Below are 14,922 nucleotides of genomic sequence, written 5' to 3' on the forward strand. Positions count from 1 at the left end.
GATGTCCCGTACGATGTTGAAAATCGGGCGAGTGGCGCTGCTTGATTGATGGTTAGGCGACGTCCTTGATTTGGTCAAGCGTTACGGTATTGCGATGATCTAGCAAAGCTTGCTTGAGAATGGGGAGTTGCTTGTAGGCCTTTAGGCGGCGGAAGCCTTTCGCGGCTTCCAGCATACCAGCCCCTGTCCAGCGCAGCGCCATTTTTGCATCGCGCCAGCGTTTGACGTTTCGACAGACCTGTCGGATCACGCTGTTCATAGATTCAATGATGTTGGTGCTGGCCAATGAGCGTCTCAATTCCACAGGTAGCCCCAACCTAACAACAGTTAGAATTTCGTCTAGGCCCTCAAGGATCGACTTTGAAACGTCCGGAGCCTCAAGCTCTAGTCGCTGGGCAAGATTCCGCATCAACCGCTCGGCTTTGTCGGCATCATCAAGCTCCCATGCTTGCTTCAGCGCGCGGCGTACGGAGGCGTGCAGCTTTGGAGGAAGCCTGTCAGTTATGTTGCGGGCCTTGTGTATCTGGCATCTTTGGATGGGAATATCGGCACCAAATGTGCGCCGAATTGCCTTGGTCAGTGCCTTAGCCCCATCTACGATGAACAAATAGCAGCCCGCTGGATCGAGCCCACGCTCTATCAGATTGTCCAAAAGCGCCTGAACCGTCGCGGCGTTCTCGGTCGCCCCTTCAATGACGCCCAGAGGGTGCTTTTCGCCTGAAACCTCCACACCCACGGCCGCAAGCACCAACAAATGATCGTCCAAATGCAGCCCGTCGATCTGGATCGCTACAAGGTCAAGCTCCGATAGATCAGATGACATCCACTCATCCAGGCGCGCTTGGGTGAGTGCTTTGAAGCGACGCGAAACTGCTGACCTGGACAGCCCGCTCCCTGCCTTATTAGGCACCTTCGCTTCGGGCAGCCGTACAGCTCGGTCATACTTACGGGTGGAAACATTCATCAACATTAGGCTCATTGCCCATTGTTCAAGGAAGCCACCCGAGGAGGCCTCTTCCCAGCTCGGCAGGACAATCTCTTTACCGGTCACTTTATCGCGCACACGGGCGCGCTCCAGCTCAATCTTCCCACCATGGAACCCAACCTGACCTTTCGCGGTGCCCCATCTGTGGCCAGGCTTGTCAGTGCAATGCTCGTATCGGCCACCCGCCAGCGTATCTGCGTCCTCACCAAACATCTGAACCAGACTGGCGACGCCCGCCGTCAGGCAGAACTGCTCGAAGCTCTCGCCAACTTTGTCCCAGGCTGTTTCCACGAGTTGATGAACATTCGACGCGCTGGCAAGTCCAGCGCTTGCTGTGATAGTCTTCTTCATGGTGTTGCTTCCTTTTGCGATTAAACACCCAGAGCCTACGGCTCAGGGGAAGCAACGCCACCCTAAATTAAAATTTCAACATTCTTCGGGACATTCCCCGGCGCAGTGTGGGGGCAGACACCTCATCGAGTTTTGGCTCGTCCTGACCTTCATCTATGAGGTCATCGTCCCCTTCGGCGACAGCAACAAGCAAGTCTTCCAGTGCCAGCTCCAGCTGCTCGATCTCACGCTCAATCTTTTCCGATGATTTGCCAAAGGCCAGTTTCTGGAGTTTGGCGATCCGCAGACGCAGCGCCTGAACAAGTTGGTCATGGACCCGCAAACTGGCCGATATCTTGACATTCTCGGCCTGCAACGCAGTAATCATCGCCTTCAAAACGGCGGGGTCGTTGGGGAGATTTTGGACATCAACGGCCATACGCCTGATTGCTAAAAAGCAGGTATAAACGCCATATAAATAGCACTAATCAGGCGTATAATTCACCCAACTCGAGCCGGTGGTGCGCCCCAATCTGGCCTGCGCCAATCCATACCCTGCCACAACATCGCCAGTTGCGCACAGGTCAGTCGCGCCGCGCCTTCTGATGCTGTCGGCCAAGCAAAGCGGCCCCGTTCAAGCACCTTGTAGTAAAGGCAAAAACCCTGGCCATCCCAATAAAGCAGCTTGATCCCCCTCTCACACATGTAAACATGTGTTGCTGGGCAATGAATCACCGCGTCGTCCCCGTAACGCAAACACCGCACCACTGGCAGGCTTCTGACGCAGAAGCATCTTGGGTCAATGCCGCTAAGCCAGCAATCCCCTTGCGCATATCAGTCACGGTGAACCATTTCGCGCCATTGGTCCGAGCGACCATGGCGAGCGGCCAGATAAACCCAAACCCCAGTGCCCGGACCCCAGTGCCCGGACCGATCATGCGGCGACTACCGCACGGATCAGGGCCGTCAGCGAGACCGGGTCCATTGTGCTGTCAAAATGCAGACAACGACTATATAGCAAGCGCAACTCAACTGCGGCCGGGGTGGCGTTTCGCTGGCACGGCACTGCGGCAACGGATTCCCGCCTGCCATGGGACTATCCAATGGATAAAAAAGGGCCCCAGCGTCAGGCGACCAAAGCCCTTTCTGCTTCAGGTCATGCCGCCACGCATAAATTTGTTGCCACCTAATCTCATGACGCTGCGCTACCTGCGTCACGCTCGCCCCGCTGACACCAACCGACATGACAATCTCGAGCTTGTCGTCGTCATACCAGAAGCGTCGCCGCTCCACCCCAAGAAATTGGCCCCGCATCGCACACCCCACATAAGACATGTCGCTAATGACGTCATTAAACACGTGTCTTAAAACAAAGCTCCAAGCTCAGGCAGGCGAGGCCAATCGCGCGGTTCCGTTAGTTTGAGCGAATGAGCAGCTGCACACCAACAACATACAAGACCTGGAACTGGTCTGGTCTTGTCTCGGTTTAGTTTCGGTCTCTTTCGAGCAATGTTTGCTATGAAGGAGATATGGAATGGCAACGAGATATACAGACGCGTTTCGGCGTGATGCGGTGCGCATCGCGATCAGCAGTGGCTTAACCCTTGCCCGACAGTCGATACGCAGTATCGATGAGAGGGACGACCGCAGGTATCATCAGATTTGGGCGTTGGCCTTTCGACGCTAAACAAGTGGGTTCAGCAACATCCGGCGCCCGTCAGGGTATTGCGCAGCAATGTCCCGAGAGGGGGCAATCACACATTCAACATCGCGCCTCATCTGCTGGATCAGGATTTCTCAGCGGATGGCCCCAACCAGAAATGGGCTGGCGACATGTCCAATATCTGGACCAGTGAAGGGTGGCTGTATCTGGCTATCATCTTTGATTTGCACTCCCGTCGCGTCATCGGATGGGCCCCCTCTCATCGATACTTTGTATCGACTGCCGGTCAGTGGTCAGTAACCGCATGAAACGGGATCTGGCGATCCGGGCGTTAGATATGGCCGTCGCTTTGCGACAGCCGCCCGAAGGCTGCATTCACCATACGGATCGCGGGTCGCAATATTGTTCCAACGAGTATCAACGCCGCCTATCAAAGCACGGCTTCAAGGCTTCGATCAGTGGTAAGGGCAATTGTTACGACAATTCCATGGTTGAAACGTTCTTCAAATCCATTAAGGCTGATCTTATTTGGCGTAACCGCTGGAAAACACGCCGTCAGGCCGAGTGTGCGATCTTCCAATATATCAATGGGTTCTATAACCCGCGCCGCCGCCACTCATCACTAGGCGGCAAAAGCCCCTTGGCATTTGAGCGAAAGGCCGCATAAATGAGTTCAGGGACCGGAACGTAAGCGTGACAAGACCAGATTGAAATCCCGCGCGATCGCCCCTCTCATCGAAACTGCGTCTCGACTGCCGGGCAATGGATGGCAGTTTTGAGCCGGAGCTGATCCAGAAAGGCCAGACCCGGATCGATGGGATGGATAACAAGATCATTCACTGCCCGGCAGGCGATTGCACGGCAATCTGCCGAGAGGGTGGCTTTATGCGGCGGGCCTGTCGACCCGCGACATTCGCGCGCATCTCGAAGAGGTTTACGGCCTGAATGTGTCTGCCGACCTTATCAGCCGTGTCACCGACGCTGTTCTGGCTGAGGTGTCTGACTGGCAAAACCGCGCCTTAGAACCGATGTTTCCTGTCCACTGCCGGGCAATGGACGGTCTCAAGGGTTTTCCTGACGCCATCAACGCAGCCTTCCCGGAGACCACAGTCCAAGCTGGGGCGCCGCCCGTTCAGGGCTGAATTGGTCCACTGGGCCAATTCCAGGACGCGCCTCACCCTGCATCGTGCATCTGGTGCGCCACTCGCTGAACGTCTGCGGCTGGAAGGATCGCAAGGCTGTGGCTAAAGACCTGAAGCGAGTTTATCAGGCCACGGATGATTTCGAGACTGAATGGGGCCAGAAACACCTCTCAATCGCACCCTCATAGCGACGGGCATGGCAGGAGATCATCCCGTTCTTTGCCTTCCCACCAGCGGTGCGGAAAATCATCTATACTCCCGCGCCTGAATTGACCTGAGGTTTTCCCCTCAAATCACTTTGTATTCCTTGAGCGATATGACGCGGAAGTTGTCGGTGACGGTGTCGCGGAACTCTGGCTATTTTTCTGGCAGGGTCTTGCGGAAGAAGTCGAAAATGGCCTCTGTGAATTGGTTGAACGTTGCATAGTGCCGATTGTGGGTGACCCATTTGTGCATAACACCCCAAAGACGCTCGATCGGGTTGAGGTGCGGGGCATATGCTGGCAAGAAATGCAACTTCACCCGACGTTCTGGGCTGTCCAGCCATGGCTGTAGTATCTTGGCATGATGATAGCGGGCATTGTCGACAAAGACGTGGATGGCCGTCTTGGTTTGGTTGTTGCGTTCCAACTTTTCCAGCATCTGTCGGGTTGTCTGGGCATTGATCTTCTCGCCTTCCACAAAGGTGAACTGGAAAGTCTCAAGGTCAAGCGCGCCCTGAATGTTGAGCCGCTTGCGCCCTGATGTCGCCTTCAGGGCCGTCTTTTGTCCCTTGGGGAACCAACCATGGGCGGGGCGGCTCTGGTGTTCGGGGTGGACAGCGTCCGAAAAGACAACCATCTCATCTGCGGCCAACCCGTTCATCAGGGCCTCATATTTGGCAATAAACGCAGCCTGCTTGGCTTCATCGGCCTGTGCAGGCAGCAATTGTGGTTTCTTATACGCGAACCCCAGGCGGCGCATCAGCTTGGCGGCTCCCGACGTGCTGTAGTTTTGGTCGCACTCGGCTAGAACATAGGCACAGACCTCATCGGCATTGCGGGCAGGCTGCGCGGTGAAATGGGCTCTCACCGCCTGCTCTTGCACGACGGACAAATGACCCTGACGCTGGCTGTAGTCCTTCAGACCGAAAAACGATAGTCCCGCACCGGCAAAGGCAAATCGCCACTCCGTCAAAACTGTCGGGCCAATATCCAAAATCCGGCAAACCGTTCCGGCGTCTTCTCCTGCGTCCCAAAGAAGAAACGCGCGCGCCCGTTTCCAAACAAGGGCGTCAACTTTGCGGCGGCGGCAAAGCGCTTCAAGTGCTATGCGCTGCTCGTCGGATAAGGAGACTGTTTTGTAATGCTTGCTCATAAACTCAAAATACAGACTGAACCGCCTTTGGCCATGCGACGAAGTGAATCGCAGGCCCAAAATCGTCAGGTCAATTCAGGCGAAGGAGTATACACCACAAATGCGATTGAAAGCTTGAACCGAGTGATCCGAAAACCCACCAAAACGCGCGGCAGCTTTCCAACAGACGATGCCGCAACCAAGCTAATCTATCTCGCGATCCGCAGTTTCGAGAAGGCTAGCAGATGCGTCAGAGAATGGGCCGCTGCCCGCAATCAGTTCGCTATCCTATACCCAGAACGGTTCAACAGATGACCCATCAAATCAGCATCGGCGAAGCCTCATACACAGAACTTCGGATACTCCCACGAGATCGCAGATCATCCCCGCTTCACACTGGCAACTGATGTTGATGTCTACTTTTGCGACCCGCAATCACCCCTCTCGGCAGATTGCTACGCAATCGCCTGCCGGGCAATGCGTGGCAACGCAGCTCAAATGAAAATACCAACCGGCTTTTGAGGCAGTATTTGCCAAGAGGCACCGACTTATCCGTCCATTCCCAAGCAAAACTCAGCGCAATGGCAAGGCAACTCAACGAACGCCCGCGCAAGACCTTGTAATATCACTTTCCAGCAGAGAAGTTCGTTGAGTGTGTTGCGTCGATCGGTTGAGTTCGCCGGACAAAGCTGCGATTCAATTGCACCATCCCAATTGACGTTCTTTTGCGTGTTAATACTGCAGCACGGCCAGCGGGAGGAGAGCTTAAACGGTGCCGTTAGTGGTACCCTTTTGTGCAAACACAGTTTCACTACGCTGCTGCCGTTCATCGGTCCAATCGAAATTACTTAGAGTATACTCCCGCGCCTGAATTGACCTGAGGTTTTCCCCTCAAATCACTTTGTATTCCTTGAGCGATATGACGCGGAAGTTGTCGGTGACGGTGTCGCGGAACTCTGGCCATTTTTCTGGCAGGGTCTTGCGGAAGAAGTCGAAAATGGCCTCTGTGAATTGGTTGAACGTTGCATAGTGCCGATTGTGGGTGACCCATTTGTGCATAACACCCCAAAGACGCTCGATCGGGTTGAGGTGCGGGGCATATGCTGGCAAGAAATGCAACTTCACCCGACGTTCTGGGCTGTCCAGCCATGGCTGTAGTATCTTGGCATGATGATAGCGGGTATTGTCGACAAAGACGTGGATGGCCGTCTTGGTTTGGTTGTTGCGTTCCAACTTTTCCAGCATCTGTCGGGTTGTCTGGGCATTGATCTTCTCGCCTTCCACAAAGGTGAACTGGAAAGTCTCAAGGTCAAGCGCGCCCTGAATGTTGAGCCGCTTGCGCCCTGATGTCGCCTTCAGGGCCGTCTTTTGTCCCTTGGGGAACCAACCATGGGCGGGGCGGCTCTGGTGTTCGGGGTGGACAGCGTCCGAAAAGACAACCATCTCATCTGCGGCCAACCCGTTCATCAGGGCCTCATATTTGGCAATAAACGCAGCCTGCTTGGCTTCATCGGCCTGTGCAGGCAGCAATTGTGGTTTCTTATACGCGAACCCCAGGCGGCGCATCAGCTTGGCGGCTCCCGACGTGCTGTAGTTTTGGTCGCACTCGGCTAGAACATAGGCACAGACCTCATCGGCATTGCGGGCAGGCTGCGCGGTGAAATGGGCTCTCACCGCCTGCTCTTGCACGACGGACAAATGACCCTGACGCTGGCTGTAGTCCTTCAGACCGAAAAACGATAGTCCCGCACCGGCAAAGGCAAATCGCCACTCCGTCAAAACTGTCGGGCCAATATCCAAAATCCGGCAAACCGTTCCGGCGTCTTCTCCTGCGTCCAAAAGAAGAAACGCGCGCGCCCGTTTCCAAACAAGGGCGTCAACTTTGCGGCGGCGGCAAAGCGCTTCAAGTGCTATGCGCTGCTCGTCGGATAAGGAGACTGTTTTGTATTGCTTGCTCATAAACTCAAAATACAGACTGAACCGCCTTTGGCCATGCGACGAAGTGAATCGCAGGCCCAAAATCGTCAGGTCAATTCAGGCGCAGAAGTATAAATGCGAAAAAAGCTGTATAGGTTCAGGTGTTTTGAGACTCACACGACTTTGGCCTGAGTGATTCGAATTTACTCCATTGGTGTCTTGCCTTTCAAGGCATGATGAGGCCTGAATGTGTTGTATTTATCGACGGCTTTTCGAAGTTCAAACCGCATCGCTCCTATGCTGTCGGCAATGAGATCACGACATGCATAGAACTCTTCGCGGAAGGTGCGGTTACCGCGCTCGACACCACCGTTGTATTTTGGCCTTGCTGGCGGCAGCACAATGAGCGGGATCTCCATCTGTTCGCACGCTGTCTCAAAATCGGCCATAAACTCAGACCCGCCATCGACTTGAATTGAGATGATCTTATAGGGAGCTATTTCCACGAGTTCTTGCAAAAACCGTTTGGCAGAGCGTGCCGTGGCATTCGAATAAACTTGCGCGTGGATATGCTTGCTACACCTCTCCCAGGCTTGAAAGTGTTTGCACGTGACGCCGTTCTTCGTGGCAGTCATATGATCGATCTGCACACGCTCGCCAACCACAATATCTTTGTAATCCCTATATTTCCATCCCTTGGCATGCCCCTTGGAAAAATTACGCTTGCGCTTTTGGGGCGCAGATCTTGATCGTGTGATCAGGCCTTTTTTCCTTAGAAAGCTCAAAATGCGCCCCACGGTGCTATCGCTCATGGTTTGCTTTTTGTCGCGACGCAAGATGGCCCCTATTTTCTCCTTACCGTAGGTTTCATTGTCGCGGCGGGCCTCAAGCACCAATTGCTTTTCTGCCTCGCCCCACTGTGACTTGTTGCAGCGTTTGGGAGCCTTTGAAGGCGGTATGATTGCCTGCGCCAAATCCTTCAAAATACGCTTGTGACGGTAATATGTCGCGCGCGAGATGCCGACGAATTCAGCGCACTTTGATAGAGAAACGCCCTCTGTACGTAAGTCGTCCCATTGCCGAACCTGACCTTCGTATTTGATACGGTACACGTCCAAACATTCTTGTGTCCGCGCCCAAGCATAAAGTTTATAAACGTTCTTGTGCAGTCCGATGATTTGCATATTGGCCTCGTGAGCTGGTTTCTTTCAATTCTCAGTCTCCGAGGTCGCCTAAATCTTGGCAACAAAATTTTGTCTCACATCTATCTGAACTTATTCATAGCATAACGCTTTAGCCTTTGTCGAATGTGTGTCGCCTACGCGATGTTTGAGGCCGGCCCGGTAGGCTAAGCGCAGCGTTCGCACGCGGGGTTTGGCTTATGACGCGGCCATTCGCAATGACGCATAGTCGGGTTGCGCGCAGGCGCAGGGCCTCAATTGGGTCGCCTGCGTCTAGTATGACCAACGACGCCTTTGAACCGACATGCAGCCCATAATCGGTTAGCCCCATTGTTGTGGCGTTGTTCACGGTGACCATATCAAAACAAGTTCGCATATCTTTAGGGCTGGTCATCTGTGCCACATGCAGCCCCATAAAGGCCACATCAAGCATATCGGCGGTGCCGAGTGAGTACCATGGGTCAAGAACACAATCCTGCCCCCAACCGACGTTAATGCCCATAGCCAGCATTTCCTTTACACGCGTCAGCCCACGTCGTTTGGGGTAAGTGTCATGACGTCCTTGAAGGACGATATTGATCAGCGGGTTTGGGATGACGTTGATGTCTGCCTCAGCGATAAGTGGCAGCAGTTTGGACACGTAGTAATTGTCCATCGAATGCATCGAAGTCAAATGTGACCCTGCTACACGGCCCTGCAAACCAAGGCGCTGTGTTTCATACGCAAGGGTTTCGATGTGGCGTGAATGGGGGTCGTCGCTTTCGTCGCAATGCATATCGACCGACAATCCACGCGCGGCGGCAATTTCGCAAAGCTCGCGCACTGAGGCCGCACCATCCGCCATTGTGCGCTCGAAGTGGGGGATGCCGCCCACAACATCAACGCCCATATCCAGAGCCCGGATCGTATTTTCACGTGCTGTCGGGTCACGATAGAATCCGTCTTGCGGGAACGCTACGAGCTGTAAATCAATGTAGTCTTTGACGCGATCACGGACCTCGATCAGCGCCTCGACACCCAACAATCGATCGTCACATGTGTCGACATGGCTGCGGATCGCCAACACTCCCATACTTGCTGCCCAATCGCAGTATTTCAGCGCGCGGTTAACAACCTCGTCCTGTGTCATGATTTGTTTGAGCTCACCCCAAAGCCCGATCCCCTCAAGCAGCGTACCAGACGTGTTGATGCGCGGCAGACCGTAGGACAAAGTTGCATCCATATGGAAATGGGGGTCCACAAAAGGCGGGCTGACCAGATCGCCAGTCGCGTCTATGATCTGTCCTGCCTGCGCATCGCTCAGATCGGCTAAGGCGGCTATTTTTGAACCTTTTATGCCAATGTCCACAACCTGCCCATCCGGCAGCGTTCCGCCTTTGACGATCAAATCAAACATCAGCGTTCTCCTTTGTTGAATGGCACCATCAGGGCGGCGGGCACTTCGGCGCGGCGTGACATCAAAACAAGGGCCACGATGGATAGTATATAGGGCATCATTAGGAAAATCTGGTATGGTACCAGTGAGCCCAAGCTCGTTTGTTGCACTCGGATTTGAAGTGCATCAAATGCTGCAAACAGTATTGCGCCCAAGAGGGCCTTTCCCGGCCTCCACGACCCGAACACGACAAGTGCAATGCAGATCCAGCCGCGACCGTTGACCATTTCGAAAAAGAAGCTGTCAAATGCGGACATTGTCAAAAATGCGCCGCCCATCGCCATGAACCCGCTGCCGACAACGACAGCCCCCATGCGGATTGCATTGACCGACAGGCCCTGTGCCGCAACCGCTGCGGGGTTTTCGCCCGCGGCACGCACTGCAAGCCCGAGCGGCGTGCGGTACAGAATAACCGCCACAACCGCAACCAATACAAAGGCCAGATACGTAAACGGCGTTTGCGAAAACAGCGCGGGCCCAATCAATGGAATGTCCGACAGGATCGGGATTTCGAACGGTTGGAAGGCTTCGATCTTTGGCGGGCTCGTGACCTCCGGCAAAGCGAGGCGGTAGGCATAATATGTCGATGACGTCGCCAACAGCGTCACGCCTAGGCCGACTACGTGCTGGGACAGCCCAAACGGTACCGTCAGGATGCTGTGAAGCAACCCGAACAGCATGCCCACAAGCATAGCAACACCTACCCCAACCCATAGCCCCGTGCCGGAATAAACCGCCATCCAGCCCGCAAATGCTCCCGCAACCATGATCCCTTCGATCCCCAGATTCAGGACGCCCGCACGTTCGCAGATCAATTCCCCCAATGTCGCAAAGATCAACGGGCTAGCGATGCGGATCGCGGCCGCCCAAAAGCTGGCGGTGAACAGGATATCGATGATTTCCATAGCGTTAATCCCTCACCACACGAAACCGCGTCAGCATGATGGCGAGAACCATCAACAACAGCGCGGTCGCAAGCATGATGTCGGCCAGATAGGTTGGTACACCAGCGGCGCGGCTCATGCTATCAGCGCCCACAAATATTCCCGCGACAAACAAGGCCGCGACAATCACACCAAGCGGATGCAGCAAGGCCAGCATTGCGACAATGATGCCTGTGTAGCCAAAGCCGGGGGACAGATCGAGGGTCAGGCTGGCCTTTACTCCCGCCACCTCCGAAAATCCGGCAAGCGCTGCCAGACCTCCAGACAAAAGCGCGGTCTTAACTAAGACGAGGTTCACTGGAATACCTGCAAACGCGGCGGCCTGTTTGTTCAAACCGACGGCGCGCATTTCATACCCCAGCGTGCTTCGGGTCTGGATGATCCAGATGACAAAGGCTGATAGAATTGCGAGCCCAAAACCCCAATGTAAACGCAGGCCGTCGACCAGCCGTGGCAATCGCGCCTCGTCGATCAAACGCGCCGATTTGGGCCAGCCCATGCCCATTGGGTCTTTCAATGGCCCCTCAAGAAGCATCGAGATAAACAGCAGGAATATGAAGTTGAACAGCAAAGTCGTCACAACCTCGTCTACGCCGAATCGAGTTTTGAGCAGCGCAGGTATTAACAAGACGAACGCACCCGCTAAGATTGAAAACACAACGAGTGTTGGCAGAAGCGCGAAGCTGGGCCAAGGCAAAACGCCGGTGCCAAGCATGACCGTCAGTAACGCACCTGCGTAAAGCTGCGCCTCTGCGCCGATGTTCCAGAATTTGGCACGGAACGCGACTGCGGCTGCAAGGCCTGTGAAAATCAAAGGGGTGGCGCGGTTCAGCGTTTCAAGCAGCGCAAATTGTGACCCGAACGCGCCGCGCAGGATCAACCCAAAAACTGAAAACGGGTTTGCCCCCGCGGCCATTGCCAGAAGCGAGGCAATTACCACAGTCGCGCCCAGTGCAATCGTAGGCGGCAACACGCTTCGCGCCAGTGACGGGTTTTTGATAGGTTCAAGACGCATGGGCCACCACGTCGTCAAATCCTTGACCTGCCATCCAGATTCCAAGCTGCGCTGGTGTCATTTCAGCGCGTCCAAATGCAGGCGACAAACGCCCACCCACAATCACGTGGATAACATCTGACAGGGCCATAACCTCGTCCAGATCTTCCGAAATCAAAAGCACGGCCGCACCCCGATCGCGCGCCGCAAGCAGCTGGCCATGCACATAATTGACGGCACCAATATCAAGGCCGCGCACGGGTTGGTTGGCTAGAATGATCTGCGGGTCGGCTTCAAGTACGCGACCCAAGATCAGCTTTTGCATGTTGCCGCCTGAAAGCAGCCGGATCGGCGTATCTGTACCTGGACAACGCACATCGTATTTGTCGATAATACTTTGCGCAAATAAGCGCGATTTTCGCCAGTCGAGCCACCCACTCGTGCTAAACGCCGCAGTCTTGTAGCGTTCTAGGATAGCGTTTTCAGTGAGATCGAAATCCGCGATCGTGCCCGTTTTGTGCCGGTCTTCGGGTATCCGCGCGACCCCACTTTGAACGGCTCTCCGCGGGCTCCATTTTTGGATACGGGTGCCGTTCAGCGCAACATATCCACTGGACGGGCTGCGCAATCCACCCACAACATCCGCCATGGCCGCTTGACCGTTGCCGGACACTCCCGCAAGACCAATAATCTGACCCGCGCGCAGCGCCAGTGACACTGATTTCAGACCAGGGGCACTGGCGATATTCGGGGTGGTAACGTCCTGCAACTCAAGAAGTGGCGGACCGGGATTGGCGGGTGCAACTTGCGGCGCGGTCGCTTCTGTCCCCATCATCATTGCGGCGAGGGCGTGCTTGTCAGTATCTTGCGTCCGTGCTCCCCCGATCATCTTACCATGCCGCAGCACGACGACGCGGTCGGCAATCGCCATGACCTCGTGCAATTTGTGCGAAATAAAGATGATCGAAAGGCCGCTCTCGATAGCCAGTCTAAGTGTGGCAAACAAATCATCGGTTTCTTGTGGGGTAAGCACGGCAGTCGGTTCGTCCAAGATCAAGATACGCACGTCTCGGTATAGCGCCTTGAGGATTTCCACACGTTGTCGCTCCCCCACCGTCAAGCTGCCAACACGGGCATCGGGCGACACGACAAGGTGGAATTTCGTGGATAAATCAATGATCTTGGCACGCGCGGCGGCGCGCCCCGATCGTAGGCTGAATAAGCTGCGCACCCCGAGGGTAATGTTCTCTTGGACGGTTAGATTGTCGGCTAACGCAAAGTGTTGATGCACCATGCCGACGCCTGCATCCAACGCCGCGCGTGAATTCCCGGGCGGCAGGGTTTTCCCGAATACCGCCACGGTCCCGCTGTCAGCCGTGTATTGGCCGAAGAGAATGTTCATGAGCGTCGTTTTGCCCGCACCGTTTTCACCCAAAAGCGCAACAACTTCGCCTTTGTCCACGGAAAAGCTGACCGCATCGTTTGCGGTCAACTCTCCAAAGCGTTTGGTTATGGCGTTCAGGCTTAGGGCCTCAACAGGGGCATCTGCCATAATCGGTTAGGAAGACGTCGGTTCGTCGTCGTTGACCGTTACCGTAAATGCTCCTGACATGATTTCAGCCTGACGGGTCGCGACCAATTCCATGGCATTGGCAGGAACCTTACCTTCAAAAGTACCCAGCGGCGCCAATTCGTTCCCACCTTGGTTCATGAAGGAATAGACTCCGTAATCCGCTGCCGTAAAGTCGCCTGCCTGCACAGAGGCGATCGCCATATCCAGAGTTGGTTCAAAATTCCAGATTGCAGACGCAACAACCGTTTCGGGATAATCGGATTGCGTGTCGATCACATTACCAATGGCCAGAACGCCCTTTTCTTGCGCGGCATCAGAAACGCCAAAGCGTTCTGCATAAAGGACATCAGCACCATTTTCGATCATCGCAAACGCAGTCTCTTTGGCCTTGGGCGGATCAAACCAGCTGCCGATAAAGCTGACTTGGAACTCAATGTCAGGGTTCATTTCAAGTGCGCCTGCCATGAACGCATTCATCAGACGATTGACTTCGGGGATTGGAAAGCCGCCAACCATACCGATATTATTCGTTGCGGTCATGGATCCTGCTATGATGCCGGACAGGTATGCCGCATCTTGGATATAGTTGTCGAACACTGAAAAGTTCGGCAGCCCGGCATCTTCTTTGAAACTGGAGCCCATCAAAAATGCGACGTTGGGGTAATCAGCTGCGACCTCGCGCGCCTCTTGTTCGGCGCCAAAGACTTCGCCGATTATCAATGTGTTACCAGCCTCGGCGTATTCACGCATCACGCGGGCGTAGTCTGTATTGCTGACATTCTCGGAGAACGAATATTCGATTTCACCACGTTCTTGTGCCGTCATTGCGGCTTTATGAATCCGGCTGACCCACTGCTGTTCGACAGGCACCGTATAGATGCCCGCCGTTTTTATAGGCTCCGCCGCTGCGGCGCGGCCAGCTCCTAGCATCAGCGATGTTGCTGCCGTAGACGCCATAAAGTGGCGGCGATTGAAAATTACTCTGTCAAACATTGTGAATCCCCTTGGTTGCGAGCCAATTAACGCCATTTTCGACCAAATGATCAAGAAATGAATTTCAGCTCACTGCTTCAACGTTCGCTTGCTCAAAGAATCCGATACAAAACAATGCAGCGCACATATTTTGATCGTTAAGCAAATCAATCAAGCGATCAATCACATCCGCGAAGACAACCCTGTCCGAGAGATCACCAGCACATTCGTCCACGTTGAGGTCGTTTTCGCAGAGATGGGCTGACCTGCTCCCCGAGGCTCCCTCATTCATAACGAGAGTTTGCGGGTTTGGATTTCATATTCTTCGTCGTCAGTTTGAGCAAGCGCGTCATGCGCGGAGCCCTCAAATTGCTCAAGCGCTCGGCTGGTCTTGCCCCGTTTAAGTTCCGGTCTCTTTCGAGAAATGTTTGCTATACTCCCGCGCCTGGAT

11 protein-coding genes and 6 pseudogenes are annotated in these 14,922 nt (G+C 54.6%); 5 read left to right on the forward strand and 12 right to left on the reverse strand.

What is annotated here, in order from left to right:
* Positions 1–52 precede the first annotated feature (52 nt).
* The 4 genes and pseudogenes from OA238_RS18950 to OA238_RS35175 all read right to left on the reverse strand — a co-directional run bounded on the left by OA238_RS18950 (position 53) and on the right by OA238_RS35175 (position 2,650).
* Entirely contained in the window at positions 53–1,336 is a 1,284-nt protein-coding gene (locus OA238_RS18950; RefSeq protein ID WP_015494284.1) for an IS256-like element ISOan3 family transposase, read from the reverse strand.
* Between the two features lie 97 nt (positions 1,337–1,433).
* A pseudogene (locus tag OA238_RS18955) lies at positions 1,434–1,754 on the reverse strand (transposase domain-containing protein); the annotation flags it as partial.
* Positions 1,755–1,816: 62 nt separating this feature from the next.
* Positions 1,817–2,020: an IS66 family insertion sequence element accessory protein TnpB gene (gene tnpB, locus OA238_RS18960; RefSeq protein WP_245581350.1), complete on the reverse strand. Its 204-nt coding sequence runs from the start codon at positions 2,018–2,020 to the stop codon at positions 1,817–1,819.
* Positions 2,021–2,281: 261 nt separating this feature from the next.
* Complete coding sequence (locus tag OA238_RS35175; protein ID WP_083906777.1) at positions 2,282–2,650, reverse strand: transposase; 369 nt, start codon at positions 2,648–2,650, stop codon at positions 2,282–2,284.
* Between the two features lie 199 nt (positions 2,651–2,849).
* Here OA238_RS35175 and OA238_RS34050 point away from each other — a divergent pair, with 199 nt between their 5' ends.
* The 3 genes and pseudogenes from OA238_RS34050 to OA238_RS30530 form a co-directional block, all read left to right on the forward strand.
* On the forward strand, positions 2,850–3,002 hold the full coding sequence (locus OA238_RS34050; protein ID WP_187293074.1) for a hypothetical protein: 153 nt from the start codon (positions 2,850–2,852) through the stop codon (positions 3,000–3,002).
* A gap of 65 nt (positions 3,003–3,067) precedes the next feature.
* A pseudogene (locus OA238_RS30525) lies at positions 3,068–3,645 on the forward strand (IS3 family transposase); the annotation flags it as partial.
* 265 nt (positions 3,646–3,910) lie between these two features.
* Positions 3,911–4,377: pseudogene (locus tag OA238_RS30530) on the forward strand (transposase); the annotation flags it as partial.
* Positions 4,378–4,408: 31 nt separating this feature from the next.
* On the opposite strand, the pseudogene OA238_RS18980 reads toward OA238_RS30530, so the two are convergent.
* Positions 4,409–5,476: pseudogene (locus OA238_RS18980) on the reverse strand (IS630 family transposase).
* 87 nt (positions 5,477–5,563) lie between these two features.
* Between OA238_RS18980 and OA238_RS18985 the strand changes: the two are divergent.
* Together OA238_RS18985 and OA238_RS35180 are read left to right on the forward strand one after the other, a co-directional pair.
* Positions 5,564–5,770: pseudogene (locus OA238_RS18985) on the forward strand (transposase); the annotation flags it as partial.
* Between the two features lie 54 nt (positions 5,771–5,824).
* Positions 5,825–6,078, forward strand: a pseudogene (locus OA238_RS35180) (transposase); the annotation flags it as partial.
* A gap of 268 nt (positions 6,079–6,346) precedes the next feature.
* On the opposite strand, the gene OA238_RS18990 reads toward OA238_RS35180, so the two are convergent.
* The 7 genes from OA238_RS18990 to OA238_RS19020 form a co-directional block, all read right to left on the reverse strand.
* Complete coding sequence (locus tag OA238_RS18990; RefSeq protein WP_015496433.1) at positions 6,347–7,414, reverse strand: IS630 family transposase; 1,068 nt, start codon at positions 7,412–7,414, stop codon at positions 6,347–6,349.
* A 161-nt stretch (positions 7,415–7,575) separates the two neighbouring features.
* Entirely contained in the window at positions 7,576–8,556 is a 981-nt protein-coding gene (locus tag OA238_RS18995) for an integrase core domain-containing protein (protein WP_015494085.1), read from the reverse strand.
* A 109-nt stretch (positions 8,557–8,665) separates the two neighbouring features.
* Positions 8,666–9,949: an amidohydrolase family protein gene (locus OA238_RS19000; RefSeq protein ID WP_015496434.1), complete on the reverse strand. Its 1,284-nt coding sequence runs from the start codon at positions 9,947–9,949 to the stop codon at positions 8,666–8,668.
* The gene (locus tag OA238_RS19005; RefSeq protein WP_015496435.1) at positions 9,949–10,893 is read right to left on the reverse strand and encodes an ABC transporter permease; all 945 of its coding nucleotides are present in this window, start codon (positions 10,891–10,893) and stop codon (positions 9,949–9,951) included. Before OA238_RS19005 ends, OA238_RS19000 begins: the two co-directional genes overlap by 1 nt.
* A 4-nt stretch (positions 10,894–10,897) precedes the next feature.
* Positions 10,898–11,947, reverse strand: a complete 1,050-nt coding sequence (locus OA238_RS19010; RefSeq protein WP_015496436.1) for an ABC transporter permease — start codon at positions 11,945–11,947, stop codon at positions 10,898–10,900.
* Entirely contained in the window at positions 11,937–13,478 is a 1,542-nt protein-coding gene (locus tag OA238_RS19015) for an ABC transporter ATP-binding protein (RefSeq protein WP_015496437.1), read from the reverse strand. Before OA238_RS19015 ends, OA238_RS19010 begins: the two co-directional genes overlap by 11 nt.
* 6 nt (positions 13,479–13,484) lie before the next feature.
* Entirely contained in the window at positions 13,485–14,492 is a 1,008-nt protein-coding gene (locus OA238_RS19020; RefSeq protein ID WP_015496438.1) for a BMP family protein, read from the reverse strand.
* Between the last annotated feature and the right edge of the window lie 430 nt (positions 14,493–14,922).

It is taken from the genome of Octadecabacter arcticus 238, from assembly GCF_000155735.2.
In the GTDB taxonomy this organism is placed as follows: domain Bacteria; phylum Pseudomonadota; class Alphaproteobacteria; order Rhodobacterales; family Rhodobacteraceae; genus Octadecabacter; species Octadecabacter arcticus.